Annotated in this window: 16 protein-coding genes, 2 tRNA genes, 1 rRNA gene and 1 pseudogene; 14 read left to right on the top strand and 6 right to left on the bottom strand. The window is 38.0% G+C overall.

From position 1 onward, the window contains the following. Nucleotides 1-176 precede the first annotated feature (176 nt). From rrf to ABDZ53_RS02645, 5 genes are all read left to right on the top strand, one after another. Nucleotides 177-292: ribosomal RNA gene (gene rrf, locus ABDZ53_RS02665) — 5S ribosomal RNA — on the top strand. 32 nt (nt 293-324) lie between these two features. Then, nucleotides 325-397, top strand: a tRNA-Asn gene (locus ABDZ53_RS02660). Between the two features lie 24 nt (nt 398-421). Further along, nucleotides 422-494 (top strand) — tRNA-Thr (locus tag ABDZ53_RS02655). Between the two features lie 405 nt (nt 495-899). Then, nucleotides 900-1289: a hypothetical protein gene (locus ABDZ53_RS02650; RefSeq protein ID WP_343753715.1), complete on the top strand. Its 390-nt coding sequence runs from the start codon at nt 900-902 to the stop codon at nt 1287-1289. Nucleotides 1290-1519: 230 nt separating this feature from the next. Then, nucleotides 1520-1762 (top strand): hypothetical protein, encoded by a 243-nt coding sequence (locus ABDZ53_RS02645; protein WP_343753713.1) that lies wholly within the window; start codon nt 1520-1522, stop codon nt 1760-1762. 116 nt (nt 1763-1878) lie between these two features. Here the strand turns inward: ABDZ53_RS02645 and pcp are convergent, their stop codons facing one another. From pcp to ABDZ53_RS02625, 4 genes are all read right to left on the bottom strand, one after another. Further along, on the bottom strand, nt 1879-2526 hold the full coding sequence (gene pcp, locus ABDZ53_RS02640) for a pyroglutamyl-peptidase I (RefSeq protein WP_343753709.1): 648 nt from the start codon (nt 2524-2526) through the stop codon (nt 1879-1881). A gap of 31 nt (nt 2527-2557) precedes the next feature. Continuing rightward, nucleotides 2558-3481, bottom strand: coding sequence for a DUF979 domain-containing protein (locus tag ABDZ53_RS02635; RefSeq protein WP_343753706.1), 924 nt, complete (start codon nt 3479-3481; stop codon nt 2558-2560). Then, complete coding sequence (locus ABDZ53_RS02630) at nt 3481-4191, bottom strand: DUF969 domain-containing protein (RefSeq protein WP_343753704.1); 711 nt, start codon at nt 4189-4191, stop codon at nt 3481-3483. The genes ABDZ53_RS02635 and ABDZ53_RS02630 overlap by 1 nt, the downstream gene beginning before the upstream one ends. Before the next feature lie 174 nt (nt 4192-4365). Continuing rightward, nucleotides 4366-5073, bottom strand: coding sequence for a DsbA family oxidoreductase (locus tag ABDZ53_RS02625; RefSeq protein WP_343753701.1), 708 nt, complete (start codon nt 5071-5073; stop codon nt 4366-4368). A 156-nt stretch (nt 5074-5229) separates the two neighbouring features. Between ABDZ53_RS02625 and ABDZ53_RS02620 the strand changes: the two genes are divergently transcribed. Then, a complete protein-coding gene (locus ABDZ53_RS02620; RefSeq protein ID WP_343753699.1) occupies nt 5230-6420 on the top strand; it encodes a cation:proton antiporter in 1191 nt (396 codons plus the stop codon). Between the two features lie 36 nt (nt 6421-6456). Continuing rightward, complete coding sequence (locus ABDZ53_RS02615; protein WP_343753697.1) at nt 6457-8109, top strand: MutS-related protein; 1653 nt, start codon at nt 6457-6459, stop codon at nt 8107-8109. A gap of 58 nt (nt 8110-8167) precedes the next feature. Here the strand turns inward: ABDZ53_RS02615 and ABDZ53_RS02610 are convergent, their stop codons facing one another. After that, nucleotides 8168-9505: an MFS transporter gene (locus ABDZ53_RS02610; RefSeq protein WP_343753694.1), complete on the bottom strand. Its 1338-nt coding sequence runs from the start codon at nt 9503-9505 to the stop codon at nt 8168-8170. Between the two features lie 8 nt (nt 9506-9513). Next, a complete protein-coding gene (locus ABDZ53_RS02605) occupies nt 9514-10320 on the bottom strand; it encodes a glycerophosphodiester phosphodiesterase (protein WP_343753692.1) in 807 nt (268 codons plus the stop codon). 171 nt (nt 10321-10491) lie between these two features. On the opposite strand from ABDZ53_RS02605, the gene ABDZ53_RS02600 reads away from it, so the two are divergent. The 7 genes and pseudogenes from ABDZ53_RS02600 to ABDZ53_RS02570 all read left to right on the top strand — a co-directional run bounded on the left by ABDZ53_RS02600 (nt 10492) and on the right by ABDZ53_RS02570 (nt 17066). Further along, nucleotides 10492-10899, top strand: a complete 408-nt coding sequence (locus ABDZ53_RS02600; RefSeq protein ID WP_343753690.1) for a hypothetical protein — start codon at nt 10492-10494, stop codon at nt 10897-10899. Between the two features lie 112 nt (nt 10900-11011). Next, nucleotides 11012-11722, top strand: a complete 711-nt coding sequence (locus ABDZ53_RS02595) for an AraC family transcriptional regulator (protein ID WP_343753688.1) — start codon at nt 11012-11014, stop codon at nt 11720-11722. 146 nt (nt 11723-11868) lie between these two features. Beyond that, a pseudogene (locus ABDZ53_RS02590) lies at nt 11869-12180 on the top strand (GNAT family N-acetyltransferase); the annotation flags it as partial. A 241-nt stretch (nt 12181-12421) separates the two neighbouring features. Further along, on the top strand, nt 12422-13933 hold the full coding sequence (locus ABDZ53_RS02585) for a phytoene desaturase family protein (RefSeq protein ID WP_343753686.1): 1512 nt from the start codon (nt 12422-12424) through the stop codon (nt 13931-13933). Nucleotides 13934-13953: 20 nt separating this feature from the next. After that, complete coding sequence (locus ABDZ53_RS02580) at nt 13954-15057, top strand: glycosyltransferase family 2 protein (RefSeq protein ID WP_343753684.1); 1104 nt, start codon at nt 13954-13956, stop codon at nt 15055-15057. A gap of 13 nt (nt 15058-15070) precedes the next feature. Then, nucleotides 15071-15553 (top strand): glycosyl-4,4'-diaponeurosporenoate acyltransferase CrtO family protein, encoded by a 483-nt coding sequence (locus ABDZ53_RS02575; protein WP_343753683.1) that lies wholly within the window; start codon nt 15071-15073, stop codon nt 15551-15553. Nucleotides 15554-15560: 7 nt separating this feature from the next. Beyond that, nucleotides 15561-17066, top strand: a complete 1506-nt coding sequence (locus ABDZ53_RS02570; protein ID WP_343753681.1) for a phytoene desaturase family protein — start codon at nt 15561-15563, stop codon at nt 17064-17066. Nucleotides 17067-17563 lie beyond the last annotated feature (497 nt).

The following is a 17563-nucleotide window of genomic DNA, read 5'->3' as shown; positions in this document are numbered from 1 at the left end:
ATAGGCTGGAAGTGGAAGCATAGTGATATGTGGAGCGGACCAGTACTAATCGGTCGAGGACTTAACCACGAAAAGTGGGTTAAGGGTATAGATGTGGTGTTGTTTCGAGTGTATTAATCAACTGTCTAGTTTTGAGAGAACAGAGTTCTTTCATCATAATAAAAGAAGAGTCACTGTGCGGTGACGATGGCGGGAAGGATCCACCTGTTTCCATTCCGAACACAGCCGTTAAGCTTCCCAGCGCCGAGGATAGTGAGGGGTTTCCCCTTGTGAAAGCAGGACGTTGCCGCGCAGCTCTTTTTTTGTTATAATAACTAAGATTATTCCGCAATAGCTCAGTTGGTAGAGCGCACGACTGTTAATCGTGTTGTCGCAGGTTCGAGCCCTGCTTGCGGAGTTTTTATTTGAAGAAAACTATTCAGCCGCTTTAGCTCAGTAGGTAGAGCGCATCCATGGTAAGGATGAGGTCGCCGGTTCGATTCCGGCAAGTGGCTTATCTAGTGCATTTTAATATATTTATAAAACGTGTAAAAAAGTCTGCGAATGTTGTTAAATCAATGTTTGTAGGCTTTTTATTTTTCTCAGAGGCATATTAAAGAATGTAAGATTGCATAATCTTTTTGCACTAATTTTGCACTCTTATTAATTATCAAACTCTGATAGTAAATCATTCATGGCCGTGTCTCTCTTGTACTTTCTCCTTTTTTAAGTGATATTACTTCCAAGATAGATTCTAAAAATATCTCTTTCTAATTAGTAGATAGGGTAAAAGAAATTTTTAGCTTTAATACATTGAAAAATAAGCTTGACACCATCCAATGAGATGGTTATGATATGGATAAGAATGATATATTACTCAAAAATGAATAAAAATAGAAAGGTGGATGAATTTGAAAAAAGTGATTAATGAACAGACTGAGAAAATGACCCTTAATGTCAACCATATTGATCTCGGTAAAATAGATATCCTGGTAGAAAATGGCTTTTTTAGTAATCGAAGTGATTTTATCCGTGCAGCGATAAGAGATGAATTGTCAAAAAACGAATCATTTATTAATACAACTATAGAGAAAAAAGAATTTGCGATTGGCATAGCTTATTTTGGAGCAGAAGATTTTGAAAAAGCAATAGAAGATAATCATATACTAGATGTGAATTATATAGGATTATTGGTCATCAAAAAAGATGTTACATTAGAAATGATAAAAAAATCAGTTAAAAGAATGAATGTAAAAGGGACCCTAATTGCTCCAAAAGAAATCAAAGATTATTTGAAAAGTATTCAGTAAACCAAAAAGTATATATGAGTCTTCATTTTAAAGGTTAGTTCATAAACGCCCTTATAATGTGTAAGATTGAGAACGGTGTTTTACTATATCTTTATAATATAGCAAAGTGCTATAATCAGTTTATCAATTCTATTGTATTGATAAGTTGAAGAAGATGGATGTGAAATCAAATGCATAAGGTTTTAGATAAAAGGTATCACCTACATATTTCTTTTCTATGTGGAATAAGCGTGTTTGGGTTAAGCATGGTGTTTCAGAAGATGGCTTATTTGCCAAATATAGGCTTTATAGGGTACTGGACTGGTGTAGGATTAACTGCTGTAGTTTGGTTAGTAGGAAGTGTGTTTTTATTTATGGGCATGTCCAAAAATAGAGTTAAGCTACTAAATGAATTGGGCTACATCTTATCTATCTCATTACTGATTTCAGGGTTATTATGGGTGGTTTTTGTAGTAAGTATGGGACTAGGCTAATAACCTAAAAGAATGATGTTGATTCAATATATATCAAAAAGGTCAGCTAAGCTCTCATAGTAGAGAATTTAGCTGACCTTTAGGTTACTAATTTTTATAATGATAGAGCTTACTGTTTAGTGAATAGCTCCGCCGACTTCTTTAATATCTCCTTTACCAGCTTGAGAGACAATGGCTTCAATTCCAGCTTCTAACCCTTTAGTCATGTCGGCTAAATTCATGGAAGGTTTTCCTGGTTTGTCTGTCACTTGTTCTGGAATAAATGGGACATGAACGAAACCGCCAGTCATATTTGGAAATTCTTTATCAATCATGTACAACACTTGATACATAATATGGTTGCATACAAAAGTGCCAGCAGAATTTGAAACAGAGGCCGGTATACCTGCTTCTTTCATCGCGGTTACCATAGCTTTAACTGGAAGTTTTGTGAAATAAGCATTTTCTCCGTCTTCTTGTATAGCTACATCTATAGGTTGGTTTCCTTCATTATCTGGAATACGGGCATCATCTATATTTATGGCGACTCGCTCTGGCGTTATTTCGTACCTTCCGCCAGCTTGACCCACGGCTAAAATAACATCTGGCTGTATATCTCTCACTGCTTCCCTTATTTTATCTGATGATTTATGGAACACAGTAGGAATTTCCAGCTTATGAATTTCTGCTCCCTTAATCCTATCAGGTAAAGCTTTTACTGCTTCACCTGCTGGATTAATCGCTTCTCCGCCGAACGGGTCGAAGCCTGTTACTAAAATTTTCATAAATCTCTTCCTTTCATATTTGTTTATTATACTAAAAAGCCCAAAAGTACATTAATACGACGTGTGAGACTAACATGAGGAGTGCGTAAGGTAATTGTTCTTTTATCACACCGTTAGGATTATCCATTTCTAAAAGTGCGACTGGTAAGGCATTGAAGTTCGCGGCCATCGGTGTCATTAACGTACCGCAGTAACCAGCTGTCATCGCCAATGCGCCTGCAATTACTGGATCAGCTCCTTGGGCAATGACAAATGGGATTCCGATACCAGCTGTGATAACAGTGAAGGCCGCAAATGCATTCCCCATAATCATCGTGAAAATCACCATACCTAATACATAGGCTAGTACCCCAGCTAAACGATTTCCTTCCGGAACCACAGTAGAGATAATTGACGCGATGACGTCACCGACACCGGCTGTAGTAAAGATAACACCTAAAGCGGCTAATAGTTGAGGAAGAATACCTACTGTTCCAACTTGACGATTCATTCGGTCGCCTTCATCAAGCGCCGTTTTAGGGCCAGCTTTAGTGAAGGCCATAGCAATCAGTAAAGATACTACAGAGGCAATACCAATACCAACCTGGCCGCCTAATGGGGTGAATTGTGCAATAACAATAGCGATAAGCGCAAGGGAGACAACCGGCACAAAAATCCAGTTCCCAATCCGCTTGCTATGGGATTGAGCTTCTTCTTCTGAAGTTGAATCAATCTTACCAATTTTTACTTGGTTGAATAAAGTTAAAACACCTATAAGCATAACTAGAATGCCTATTACTACAGCAGGAAGAATACGTCCCAAGGCAAAAGTAACGGCTAATACTATCCAAAATAATGCTGAACCAAATCTAGCAGGATGGCTTTTGTCCATAAAGATACGAACGCCACTATAGGCCATGGAAAGGCCAGTCAAAACAAAGAATAATTCTAATAAGTTATCAACTAAAGCCTCCATTATCTTACGCCTCCCTCATCATTTTTTGACGCATTGGTTCTCTTTTTTTTATTGCGTTTTAACTTTCTGTCTAGAAGAAAGTTAGATACTATAACTAATACCAAGGCAATAAGTGCGATGGGGAGAGACGCTTGAGCAACTGAAACGGCTGATACATCATAGCCTAAAGATTCCAATGTTCCTACTATTAATAAAACTCCTGCAGCTGCAACAAAGGTGTTTTGAGCATAAAAATTACCTAGATTTTCCATTGCTGCAGAGCGTGCTTTAATTTTCTCTGTCTCTTTATCCGTTTGATTACCATATTTAGCTTTAACAGAAGCTTGAGCCATGGGTTCGACAAGAGGGCGTACAAATTGAGTGTGTCCTTGGATTCGTACTGAAAAGAAGCCGGCCAGCTGACGAATAAACATGTAAAGAGACATGAAGCGTCCCGGTGTAAGTCCTTTAATTTTTTCTATCATACGAGTCGCTTGTTGCCGCAACCCAAATTTTTCTACCAGACCAATCATAGGTAAGGTCAAGAAGAACAGGGTGACTAAACGATTCGATACAAAAGCTTCTCCTAAAATACTTAAGAATTCAACGAATGAAATACCTGAAACGAGTGCAGTTACAAGACCCGCAACCAGAACTACAGCAATGGTGTCCAACTTTAGTATAAAGCCTATTACGATAATAAGAATACCTATTAATCTTATCCATTCCATTTTTATCTCCTCCATATCTTTTATATTATTTTAATAATAGTGCCCATTATATACTTGTACATTGTATAATACAAGATGATATCGGTAGTAAGGCAACTGCTCGGTAAAGAAGGATACGGTTTTTTGGATAAAAACGAAAAAAGACCTCATCATATGAGGCCTTTCTAGAATAAACTAATCACACTGCCAATTCCCATCCACTACTCGACAAGCATCTGCATCGCTGCCCATCATTTGAAGGCCAGTCAACTGTAAGCCTTCTTCTTTGGCTATTTTCTCAATGGTTTCTTCAATGACTTCTTTAGGCTGTGCTCCACTAATTAAATATTTTCCTTCTATTACTAGGGCGGGAGCTCCTTGGATGCCATAACTCTGAACGAGGTTAAGATCTTCAAGGACGGCCTGTTCTGTTTCCGGTTTATTGAACTGAGTTTTCCATGCATCTAAATCTAATGACGTCTGGCTAATCACATCTTCAAGAATTTCTATATCAGAAATGTCTCTATTATTAATAAAAAGGGCTTCTTGGATAGCATCGAACACTTCCCAGTAGGCATCTTGTCCCTGGAGCATACCCGCTGCCTTTGCTGCTTTTAATCCATTTTTAGAAGTAGGGAACAAAAAGTCCTGTTCTTTCATTCCTTCAATATTAAACCGGTTTAAATCATCATTTTTATTTGCTTGTTCCCAGTGATTTAACACTTCCGGCTTGACGGCTTCGTGGGATCCAAACATTTGGATAAACTGTTCTTTTTCCCAACCTAAAGCAAAGGAACGGTGGGTTACATTAATGCGTGGGTATTTCTTTACAATCTGTCTCATACGATTCGACATAGGAAAGCAAAAGCTGCAAATCACATCGTGAAAAAACTCTATCTTCATTTTAACACTCCTTATAATGACTTCTACATGTATACTTACTAATTATAAGTTAAGTAGGTATGATTTACAATGAATTCTTATAGATGCTGCTAGTTGTAAGAAATGGTGTGATATAATCGACTTAATGCTAAAAAGCTTTTGAAAAGGAGTGATGGGATGCTGACTAGTTTAGCGTTGATACTCTTAGTAGGTTTACTGCTTGGAAGACTATCCAGAGCACTTTGCTTGCCGAGTCTGATTGGAATGATATTAACTGGAGTACTTTTAGGCCCTTATATGTTAAATGTACTGGATGAGACAACACTTTTTATTTCTAGTGATCTCAGACAGATGGCCCTGGTAATTATTTTATTTAGAGCAGGCTTGTCTCTAAGTTTGAAAGATTTAAAACGAGTAGGCTTACCAGCCTTCCTAATGAGTTTTTTACCAGCTAGTTTTGAAATTTTAGGAACACTATTACTAGCTCCTCTGTTATTTGGTTTGTCAATTGTAGATGCAGCCTTGTTAGGAACTGTTATAGCAGCTGTTTCTCCAGCTATCGTGGTTCCTTCAATGCTCTCAGTAATGGACAAAGGGTATGGTCAAGACAAGAAAGTACCCCAGCTGGTATTGGCAGGAGCGTCTCTTGATGATGTTTTCGTCATAGTGTTATTCACTTCTTTTTTATCCTTAGCTAGTGGACAATCCATGACTCTATCTCCATTAACTAGTTTACCCATTAGTATCTTAATGGGGTTATTAATAGGGTGGAGTACTGGATGGGGGATACAGTTCCTATTTCGTTCCTTTCATATGCGTGATACAGTGAAAATAATTGTTTTACTAAGTCTCTCTTTTTTACTGTTAGAACTAGAGTCGCTGTTAACAGGCATATTGCCTATATCAGGCTTATTGTCTATTATGGCTATGGGCTTGACACTAAATCATTTTTATAAAGAGTTAGCTGAACGCTTGTCAAATAAATATAATAAATTGTGGCTCGGAGCGCAGGTTTTATTATTCGTATTAGTAGGAGCATCAGTAAATGTCTCTTATGCTTTAGAAGCAGGCTTCGCTGTTGTTTTATTGATAGGAATAGGGCTTGCTTTTAGAATGATGGGTGTATTCTTAAGTTTGACTCCGTCATCTTTGAATCAGAAAGAAAAACTGTTTGTAGGTTTCAGTTATACTCCAAAAGCTACTGTTCAAGCGGCTATTGGTGGAGTACCCCTCGCTATGGGGATAGCTAGTGGGGATTTAATCTTAACAATAGCAGTCGTAGCCATTTTATTTACTGCGCCAATAGGAGCATTTTTAATTGAAAAGACTTACCAACAGCTATTATCAGCGCCATTACATGATGAATAAATGTTTTAAAGACAACATTAGTCGAAAGGGGATTATATGGATAACAGAATACTATTTTTGATCATCATTCTAGCACTACTCATTGGGAGCGTGGTAATGGAACTAAGGAACAGACAAAAATTAAAAAATCAAGTGAGGTCTTTGTGGGGGAAGTGGCCGAAAAGTCGTCGGTTTGATTCAGAAAAAAGTTTGAAAAAAGCATACGAACAGTTAAAACCCTATCTAAAAAAAGATAGCTACATAGATGACATTACTTGGAATGACTTAGATATGTATACCGTTTTTTCTCTCATTAATCATACGTATTCAAGTATTGGTTCAGAAGCATTGTATCAACGATTGCGTTCTTATGATTTGAATGACCAGGATCAAAGTAAAATAGAAAGTATCATACACTTTTATGAGGAACATCCAAAGCAGAGAGAAAAAATACAGTTTATATTTGCTCAGCTGGGTAAACAAGATAACAACTCGGTTATGAAGCAATTGACTGAAGAGAATAAGAAGACGTTTTTTCACTTTGGCTTATATGTGTTATTAGGATCACTGCCAATTATAGGGCTCTTATTATTATTTACTCCTTTTGCTCCATACGGCTTAATGATAGCCATCTCATCACTCCTGTTTAACCTAGTTTATTCGCAAATAAATAAAATGAGTATAGGCAGTGAACTATTGAGTATGAGCTATCTTGTCCAATCCATTTCGAGCGCAAAAAAATTAAGTCAAATCAATCACCCTTTGAAAGAAGAGCTGGCTAATCATTTAAAGCCGCTTAAACGTATTCCGCTCTTTTCTTTTGCATTTAGAATGGGTGGAAATAACGAAGGAGAAATTCTCTTTGATTATTTAAACATGTTTTTCATGTTACCTTTTATTTCTTATCACTTCGTTTACAATCGAGTGAAAAAGAACAAGGCTGAAGCGTTCAAACTATGGGAGTTGTTAGGAGACCTTGAGTCGGCTGCGGCTATAAGTAATTTAAGGCTGGTGCTTGAAGATGCCTGCATCCCTCAGTTTACTAACCAAGAGGACGTAAGAGCTGAGAATGTTTACCATCCACTCATTAATTACCCAGTTGATAATCCGGTTAAATGGACGCGTAATACTTTAGTCTCAGGGTCTAACGCTTCAGGTAAGTCCACTTACGTTAAAAGTGTAGCGATTAACTGCATTTTAGCTCAAACATTATATACCTGTACCGCTTCATCTTTTTCACTCAAGCGAGGCCATGTTTTAACTTCTATGGCTGTAGAAGATGATATTATCGAAGGGGACAGCTATTTTATTGCTGAAATCAAATCATTGAAACGGATTTTATCTCAAGTCAAAACGGATGAGCGATGCTATTGTTTTGTGGATGAAATATTAAAAGGGACGAATACGATTGAACGGATTGCAGCTTCAGCTAGCATTATTAAATGGCTGGATGATTCCTCCTCACTTGCTTTCGTTGCGACTCATGATATTGAACTCACAGAACTATTGAAAGATATCTGTGATAACGTCCATTTCCAAGAAAGTGTCACAAACGAAAAGGGCATTAACTTTGATTATACATTGAGAAAAGGCCCGGCTAAAACCAGGAACGCCTTGAAACTGCTTGAGATTATGGACTTTCCTCAATCAGTCGTATCTGAAGCGATTAAAAAGGCGAGTCATTTCGAGCAGAATAAAGCATGGGTATAGTATAGATATAAAATCGAAAAAGGAGCGGATGATTAGACTAGTCATCTGCTCCTTTCACTTATTTCGTTTTAACCATTTCTTTGTTGTCGCCATGTTTGACAAAAATCATACTGACAAGGGCTGTGCCAAAACATAAGACTGCAAAAAGGAAAAGCAGTTCGTTTGTTTGGAAGTAATCTTGAATCGCTCCATACGTAATCGGACTCACTATAGCTGCCGTAAAGGAAAATAAATAATAGTAACCCGTAAAGGATCCGATAGTGCGTTCAGTAGCAAACTCCACTACCATGGGCAAGGAATTGATATTAATACAAGCCCAGCAGGCCCCGCCGGCGATTAATAAGGCTTGGACCAGCCACTGGGACGGTTCGGTTAAAATAGGTAGAAAACAGACAACGATTCCTATTAACCCTATTGAGATGGTTTTCTTCCGACCAATCTTTTGTCCTAATAAACCAGCTGGTATAGCAAATATTAAAAAGGTAAGGGAAAAACCGGTTAACATCATAGTGGCTTGTCCACCGCTTATGCCGTACGTATTTGTTGCGTATAAAGTAAAAAATGTTTCAATGGCATTGTAACCCATAAACCAAGTAAAAATGGCAATGAGTAAAGCCACTAAGCTTATTTTATAGTCTCTGGGTAAAGTGAGAAAGGCCGTTAAGCTTCTTTGTTTTTCAAACGTGTCTTCTTCTTCGTGATGACTTTTCATGTTCACCCTAGAGCGTTGACCCCAGCGGTTGGCGAGAGAATCTCTAATAGGGATACTCTGCTGTTCTTTAAATCGAATGGCATCCGGTTCGCGTACGAATGTTAATAAAACAACTAAAGCGAGAAGCATGATGACCGTTGCTAATAAAAAAGCGAAAAATTTATCATCGCGCAAATCCGACAGCAATCCTCCAAAGAAAAAGGCAACTATAGAACCGACTCCGCCCATCATGTTGATGATGCCATTGGCTTCGCTGCGAAGAGGGGCAGGTGTCACATCTGGCATGAGAGAGATAACCGGACTTCGCCATAAAGCCATAATTAAATTGAAGGCGATAATCGCTCCCATAAAGTAGACTAATGTCTGCTGCAGGGGAATAAGGGCAAAGAGAATAGCACAAATAGGTAGACCTATAGCAATCCACGGCATGCGTCTCCCTATACGCGTCCGTGTGTTATCACTCCATGCACCGATTAATGGCTGGAAGATGACGCCAAAAAAGTTATCGATGGTCATAATGGTTCCAATTAGGGTATTGCTGATTAAAAAACGTTCGCTCAATATCAATGGGACCTGGGAATTGTAAATAGCCCAGGCTAAACTGGAGGCTAAAAATCCAAAGCCAATTAAAAACGTTTGTGGGTAATTTAACCGTAATGACTGCTTGACTGACTGTGTCTTCATGTTATCCCTCATTCTCCTAATGACAGGCCAAGAGACTGCACACTTTTGAGTGCTTTAGCCCCACCATCTTCTTGTATTTGCTTCTTTAAAGCTATTGCTTTTTTCGGAACATTAGTAATAATGGCATCCACTTCTAAAAGCAAACCAGCATAAATATGTGCCTCTTCATCTGCAGTCCACACGTGTACTTTCAGACCTTTTTCATGACAGTTTTGAACCAGGTTTCTTTGTTGAAGGCTGTTGAGGGCTGGATGAATGGACTTGACTCCAATAGCCTCTGCATAATTCCAAGGCTCATAGTGTATATCAGACGTTAAAATGGCACAGCGATCGACCCCAGCTAGTGCAGACATGTGATGCATGGACTGATGATTAAATGAACTAAAAAGAACCTGGTCCGCCATGCCAAAACTTTGCACACATGCCCATACTTCTTCTTCCATACCGGTATAAAATTGGATACTATTTTTTAATTCGATATTCACTGTTAAATGAGTCTCTTTCATTAATTGAAGGACTGCTTCTAAACTGGGAATGGCTGTATCGATCGACTTGTTAGAAGCGCTTACGATTTTGCTGGGTTTTAGAGATAACTGCTGAAGCTCTTTCCAAGTCTTTTCCCAAACAAACCCAGTATCTCCAGTTAATCGTTTCAGGTTTTCATCGTGAATAACTACTAATTTTCCGTCTTTTGTTCGCTGTACGTCCAGTTCAATTCCATCAGATCCATCATCGATGGCTTGTTTAAAAGCTGCAAGCGTATTTTCTATGTACTGATGACTCGAACCTCTGTGTGCCCAAATAGTTGTATGCATACGATTCCTCCTCATTTATGTATAGTATAACTTAATTGATTTAAAAAATGTCTATTAATTGTAAAAAACAAGTTAAGATTGAGTCCGATTTTTTGTATAAATAAAACAGTGTAAGTGCTTACTGTTTTTGTTATGCTTATATTAAAGAATAAGAGCTGAAAGGAGTAAAGGATGAGCATAATAGTTAAACGAAAGACAGAAAATTATGCTTCGTTATTCAAATTAAAATTAATTCTCAATGGAGAAACTATTGGAAAGATTGCGTTCAACGAAGAAAAAGAAGTGAAACTAACAGAAGATACGGCGACTTTACAAATCAAACAATTTAGTGGAAAAAGCAACAAATTAACCGTCACAGATGGGGACGTGGTAGAGATTAATAAAGGAGATTCCATATTATGGATCTTCCTTATAGCCTTTATATTGATGCTCATAACAAGCAGTTATGCTGGCATTTCTTGGATACTGGGCTTAGTCTTATCTATTCTCGTCCTACTGGGTCTTCTGTCACTCATTAAAGTATTCGAACTGAAAAAAGTGAACCGTGGTGCTAAAGATAATAGAGTTCAGAAAACATAAGCATCATTAGAAAGTGAATGCCTCTGCTTCTATAGTACGGGGCTTTATTTTTTTCTCCATAATAAGGTACGAATGGTATACTGTTAAAAACAATGAGAGGAAGGTGCTGAAAATGGATGGGAAAGTAAAAGAAGAAGTGAATCGACTGATTCATGAAAAAAGAGTAGTGGATGCAAGTCATGTTTTGCATATTGTAAATGGTCAAGCTCTATACGATGTATTTAAGAATGAGTCTGTGCTAGATTACTCTCACCTTATACCTTTCAATGAAGCCATGTGTGTGAATGAAACAACAGAAAGCATTTCTAGCCCGGCATTTATTCAGATGCGGGCTAAAGGACATAACAGTTCCGTTGATGCCTATAAAAAGCTGGTGACTGATTATCTAGAACCGCTTCAGAAAGAACAGTATGCGTTCATTTATCTGTGGTTTGGAGAAGACATGTTTTGTCAGATAAATGTATTAACTCTCTTGGCTTACTTAGAACAGATAGGTTACGGTGGGTCTGTCCAATTAAATGTTTTTGATGAAAAAGAGTTTCAAGTGGAGACTGTCGATATCATGCTAGGAAACTATGAAAGGGTATATAGAGAGGTCTTAGTCCATCACGAAGCTTCTAGTGAAGACACCTATCCATTAATGAACCGGGCGGTGGGTATTTATTTAGAACTGTTAACCGAACCCAATAGAATAACCGAGTATATAAAAAAGAATAGAGAGCTTTCAGACAAAGACTTGCTCCAAAAGCTATTTAAAAAATTTGATTATATTGGGTATGGAGATAGTCAGTACATGGACTTGATTAAAGAAATTAGCAGTTAGGGAGAAGTATAATGATTCAATTTGTTCCGATTAATGAAGATAATTATGAAAAAGTATTGGATTTAGAAGTGGAGGAAAGCTAAAGTAAGTTTGTTGCACCGAATGTCAGATCACTAGCTGATTGTTACCTTTATCGCGAAGCAGGAGACGTCTTTTCATATGCCATCCAAAATGATAAGGAAGTTGTTGGCTTTATTTTACTTGATTTAGATGAAGAAGAAAAAGAGTATATGATTTGGCGAATGATGATAGACAAAAATCATCAGAGAAGAGGCTATGGGAGAAAGGCTGTCCGAAAAGTGATTGAAATGGCTAAGAAAGAAAAAGGGTATACGACCTTAATTGCGGATTATGTGAAAGGTAATGAAGGGATGGGAGAGCTTTTACGGTCCGAAGGGTTCCGTCATCACTCTTTCAATGAAGAATGGAATGAATATGTTTTGCATTATGACTTGTAAGTGAGGAGGACCAATAATCCATCAGGTCAAATTAACCCTTTTATAGGAACTGATTTTAGTGAGACGACTAAAATCAGTTTTAAACTTTTAGAGTCATCAAGAGAAAAATATAAGTGCATTTATTCACTCACTAACCAAGGAATATGCTATTATAAGATGAACAATTAAGGTAATATGCCTTGTACTGAAATTCATATTAAATCAAAATAGTGAATACTTATTAAGAGTGGAGCGAGTTTTATTGGAAAAAGAAAATAAACTAAATCAGACAGTTATTGTTATTGGTGGGGGATTAGGAGGGTTATCCGCTGCTATTTCTTTAGCACAAAGTGGGTATCAAGTGACTTTATTTGAAAAGAATAAGCATCTCGGGGGAAAACTTAACCGACTAGAAACAAATGGATTTGGCTTTGACTTGGGTCCCTCTATCTTAACGATGCCTCAATTGTTCAGTCGCTTATTTGAAGCCAGTGGAAAAAACATGGAAGACTATGTTTCCATTAAACAGCTAAATCATGAAATACGTTCTTTTTATCCAGATGGGGCTGTAGTTGATTTATATAACCATTTAGAGGATATGGAAAAAAACAACTCAGTCTTATCTTCCAGTGATATAGAAGAATACAAAGACTATCTGTCTTATGCAAGAAACCTGTATGAAAAAACGGACGAGGGTTACTTTGAAAAAGGACATGATGATTTAAAAGCTATCCTTAAAGATCATGGGATGATAGCTGCATTAAAAGATTTTGATTATTTCCATACGATGTCTGATGGAATTGATAAACGAGTATCGAACCCCTACTTAAGAGAATTGTTAAAGTATTTCATTAAATACGTGGGATCCTCTGCGGATGCTGCACCAGCTATATTGAATATACTACCATACGTACAAAAAGCCTTTGGACTCTGGTACGTGGAGGGCGGGATGCATAAACTAGGAGAAGCCCTTGTGCGACTAGGAGAAGAAGTCTGCGTTACCTTCCGCACGGAAACGGAAGTAAGTGAAATAATAGAAGGCGAAGAAAAAACAGTATCAGGAGTCAAATTAGCTTCAGGTGAAACAGTGTGGGCAGACCGAATCATTTCCAATATGGAAGTCATCCCTGCTTATAGACGATTGTTGAATATGAATCCTGAAAAAGTAGATAAGCTGGAAAAAGAATTTGAACCGGCTGCTTCTGGTCTAGTGATTCATTTAGGAGTCAACAGGAAATACCCTCAATTAGCCCACCACAACTTCTTTTTTTCTAAAGATTCTAAGGCTAATTATAAGAGTGTCTTTGAAACACATGAACTACCCGAAGATCCGACCATCTATTTAGTTAACAGCAATAAAACAGACGCGAGTCAGGCTCCGTCGGGTCATGAAAACATTAAAATCCTTCCGCACATCCCTTATATTCAAGATAAGCCCTTTACAGAAGAAGAGTATCAGCAGTTAAGAGAGCGTGTGCTGATTAAACTGGAAGACATGGGACTAACCGATTTAAGACAGCATATTGTTGTTGAGGACTACTGGACACCGGTGGATATAGAAAAACATTACTATTCCAATAGAGGCGCTATTTACGGTGTTGTTTCGGATAAAAGTAAAAATAAAGGCTTTAAGCTGCCTAAAAAGAGTCCGTATTTTAACAACTTATACTTTGTTGGAGGGTCAGTTAACCCAGGGGGCGGTATGCCAATGGTGGTGTTAAGCGGTCAACAAGTAAAGGATATTATATTAACTGAAGATAAGAATGAAAACTAAGCGGTCAAAAGGAGTATGATATGGGACGACTACTCATTACTTTTTTGCTGAGTGTGATAGGCTTAATGAGCGGACTTACTTTTTTATGGAAAGTGCCTCTCATTGAAAAAAACAGGCCTTCCTTTAAACGTCGACTGAAAGTGTCTGTTATTATCCCCGCTAGAAACGAAGAACAGTCACTGCCTCAGTTACTAAGCTCTCTTAAAGACCAGAATTTCCCAATAGAGGAAATCATAGTAGTGGATGACGATTCGACTGATCGTACACTGGAAGTAGCTGAAGAGTTTGGGATTCAAGTAATTTCCGAATTTGAGCATACAGGCAAGTCAGCCGCTTGTTGGGCAGGGGCGAAACAGGCTAAGGGCGACTATTTAGTGTTTTTAGATGCGGATACCTTTTTTGTCGGGTCAGATGCATTGGAAAAGGCATTAAGCACATACCGTCAAGAAATGAAAACGGGTTTGCTGTCTATCCAACCTTACCATGTGATTAAACAGTTTTATGAGACCTTGGCTATTGTTCCTAACATTGTTGTAATGGCAGGACTGAACCGCTTTTCACTTTTCCAAAACTTACCTAAAAGAGGAGCATTCGGTCCATTTATTTTAGTGAACAAAGAGGAATATGAAAGCGTAGGAGGTCACGGAGCTATACTGGATAGCCATATGGATGACATTGAACTAGCTAAGTTGTACAAGACACACCATTTGCCAGTTGAAGTATTTGGAGGGCAGGAAAGCATTCATTTTAGAATGTTTCCAGAAGGGGTTAAACAATTATTGAATGGCATCACAAAAAGCTTAATTCATGGCTCCAAAGGAACACATGCTGTGACACTCATAGCTATTGGCTTATGGCTGTTAAGCACCATTCTACCCATTGTTCTTTTTGTGTTAGCTAGTATACAGGAAGCCATTTTATTCATCTTCCTTTCCATTATTATGTACGGTGTAGGGTGTCTACACTTTAGATGGTTAATGAATAAGGTGGGAAGATTTCCTTGGCAGACAGCCCTTGTGCCATTTTTCTATGTGCTATCCTTTTTAGTCATATATGCTTGGGCTCTTATCCAGGTTTATATTCTAAAAAAGGTCTCATGGCGTGGACGTGTGCATAAGGTTTAAAGGAGAGGAGAACATGGTAAAGTTACTGATTATCAATGGTCTAGGCTGGTTGGTCCTTCATTTCGGTATCTCCTTAGGCTTACTCTATGTATCAGATACCTTATTTCAAAATACACACCCTCTCAACCGGGTGTTTAGAGAACGGGCTTTTGAAGAAAAAGGACTGTTCTGGAAAAAATATTTAGCCGTTCATCGGTGGAAAGATCGTCTGCCTGATGGAGCAAGCTTGTTTAACTTAGGCTATAAAAAGAAAGTGTTACCTGAAAAAAGTGTGGAAGAAGTCAATCGCTTTATCAAAGAAACTAAGCGGGCAGAATTGACTCACTGGCTTTTGTTTCTTTCAGGCCCATTCTTTTTCTTTTGGAATCCAGTATGGGCAGGATGGGTAAATGTCATCTATGCCAGCTTACTGAATCTCCCTTTTATTATTATTCAACGATACAACCGCGCACGTTTGAACTCGATTCAAATAGTGATGAAAAACAGAAGAAAGTAGGAAGAAAATGAAAAAAGTAAGTGTGATTGGTGCTGGAGTAGCTGGATTAGCGAGTGCCATTCGGTTACAGCATGCAGGTTATGATGTGACGGTTTATGAAAAGGAAAACCTCCCAGGTGGGAAAATGAATCAAATAAAAAAGGACGGTTTTACCTTTGATGTGGGTCCGACTATTGTTATGATGCCCTCTTTATATAATGAACTTTTTGAAGATGTGGGAAGAGATCCCAATGACTACATTCCGATGACTCGTTTAGATCCGATGTATACGGCCTTTTTTGAAGATGAAAAAATAGACGTCTCATCAGACTTAGTCACCTTGATTGACCAGCTGGAAGGCTTAAGTGATGACGATGCTAAAGGCTTTTTAAAATATTTGAGTGATATCTATGACCGCTTTATCGTCGCAAAAGATCACTTTATTCAACGCCCGTTTCGTTCACCAAAGGACTTTTACAACCCATTCATGATCCAGCAGGCCTTAAAATTAAAAACCTTTGATAGTGCGAATCACATGATCGGGAAGTATGTTAAAGACAAAAGACTACAGAACATACTCAGTTTCCAAACATTATACATAGGAATCTCTCCTAATAATGGCCCTTCTTTATACACGATTATACCCATGATTGAGTACTTGTACGGTGTGTGGTATATCAAAGGAGGCATGCATACCATGGCCTCCTCTATGGAGCGTTTGTTTAAAGAATTGGGAGGAACGATTCACTATAATTCACCTGTGGAAGAAATAGTGATTTCCAATCAAAAAGCAGAAGGGATTAAAGTAAATGGCGAAGTGGTTCATTCCGATTTTGTGATGTGTAATGCGGACTTCCCTTACGCGATGAAGCAATTAGTGAAGGACGAGAAATCTAAAGGAAAATATACAGATAAGAAAATAGACAGTATGAAATATTCTTGTTCGTGTTTTGTTATGTATCTGGGGACTAATAGAAAATATGAGCAGGTCAATAACATTCATAACTTTGTCTTTTCTCAAGACCTTGATAGAAATCTGGATGAGATATTTAGCGGAAAACTGATGAATAACCCTTCTTTTTACGTCTACATGGCTTCAAAAATCGACCCGACGATGGCACCAGAAGGCAAGGATGGACTATACATTCTTGTTCCTGTATCTGATTTATCCACCTCGGAGTATGAGTGGACGGAAGAAACGATCCAGCACTACCGTACAAAAGTCTTGAATAAACTTAAAACAGTGGAAGGATTCGAAACAGTAGAAGAAGACATTATATCCGAAAGCTATACCACACCAAAAGACTTTGAGCAGCGCTTTAATGCTTACAACGGAGCTACTTTCGGCTTAAGACCGTCTCTTGGACAAAGTAACCATATGAGACCTCAAGCCAAAGCTAAAGACTGTGAGAATCTCTATTTCACAGGAAGCAGTACTCACCCAGGTGCCGGTGTACCGATCGTTTTACTATCCGGTAAAATCGCTACGGAAGAATTGATGCTAGATGACGGGACATTAGAAGGAACCCGTTAATCGAATGGAGATAGAGCCCCGCATTGCCTAATTACGCAATCAGGGGCTTTATTTTTGTGTTTAGTATAACTATAAGGACCACTCGATTTATAAAAGTTAGCCGAGTAGTCCTTGTAATTTAAAATAGTGCCTACTCAGATGATTATATATGTTGAGTGGTAACTATAGAATGATAGAACACTACTAAATCGGTGAAAGTGGTGACGCTGTTTACTCAAGCATGAGACAATAAAAAGATGATTTTAGAAAAATCTTTTCGTTTTGATACGACTCTTTGTAGCTGGAAGTTGGGGATACGTACCAGAACAATACTAATTATTAACTTTTAGGGTAATGCCAAAAGTTCTATGAAAAATCAGATTATTCCTGTTCGAAGGTATGATATTCCCAAACAGGATACTTTTTTAAATGCCAAAGATGTTTTTTTTGAAAGTTTCAAGCGGAATTAAGCGAAGAAAAGAATCTGAATTTAAAAAATGGATAACACAAAAAGACCC

It is taken from the genome of Alkalibacterium iburiense, from assembly GCF_039521845.1.
Lineage (GTDB): Bacteria > Bacillota > Bacilli > Lactobacillales > Carnobacteriaceae_A > Alkalibacterium > Alkalibacterium iburiense.
This window is presented reverse-complemented; position numbering and strand designations above follow the sequence as displayed.

Excerpts from the sequence above, each read along its gene's own strand:
- ABDZ53_RS02595 (WP_343753688.1), top strand. The coding sequence starts at position 11,012 with ATGGATGGGAAAGTAAAAGAAGAAGTGAATCGACTGATTCATGAAAAA.
- ABDZ53_RS02600 (WP_343753690.1), top strand. The coding sequence starts at position 10,492 with ATGAGCATAATAGTTAAACGAAAGACAGAAAATTATGCTTCGTTATTC.
- ABDZ53_RS02580 (WP_343753684.1), top strand. The coding sequence starts at position 13,954 with ATGGGACGACTACTCATTACTTTTTTGCTGAGTGTGATAGGCTTAATG.
- ABDZ53_RS02620 (WP_343753699.1), top strand. The coding sequence starts at position 5,230 with ATGCTGACTAGTTTAGCGTTGATACTCTTAGTAGGTTTACTGCTTGGA.
- ABDZ53_RS02615 (WP_343753697.1), top strand. The coding sequence starts at position 6,457 with ATGGATAACAGAATACTATTTTTGATCATCATTCTAGCACTACTCATT.
- ABDZ53_RS02625 (WP_343753701.1), bottom strand. The coding sequence starts at position 5,073 with ATGAAGATAGAGTTTTTTCACGATGTGATTTGCAGCTTTTGCTTTCCT.
- ABDZ53_RS02610 (WP_343753694.1), bottom strand. The coding sequence starts at position 9,505 with ATGAAGACACAGTCAGTCAAGCAGTCATTACGGTTAAATTACCCACAA.
- ABDZ53_RS02630 (WP_343753704.1), bottom strand. The coding sequence starts at position 4,191 with ATGGAATGGATAAGATTAATAGGTATTCTTATTATCGTAATAGGCTTT.
- ABDZ53_RS02570 (WP_343753681.1), top strand. The coding sequence starts at position 15,561 with ATGAAAAAAGTAAGTGTGATTGGTGCTGGAGTAGCTGGATTAGCGAGT.
- ABDZ53_RS02635 (WP_343753706.1), bottom strand. The coding sequence starts at position 3,481 with ATGGAGGCTTTAGTTGATAACTTATTAGAATTATTCTTTGTTTTGACT.
- ABDZ53_RS02605 (WP_343753692.1), bottom strand. The coding sequence starts at position 10,320 with ATGCATACAACTATTTGGGCACACAGAGGTTCGAGTCATCAGTACATA.
- ABDZ53_RS02575 (WP_343753683.1), top strand. The coding sequence starts at position 15,071 with ATGGTAAAGTTACTGATTATCAATGGTCTAGGCTGGTTGGTCCTTCAT.
- pcp (WP_343753709.1), bottom strand. The coding sequence starts at position 2,526 with ATGAAAATTTTAGTAACAGGCTTCGACCCGTTCGGCGGAGAAGCGATT.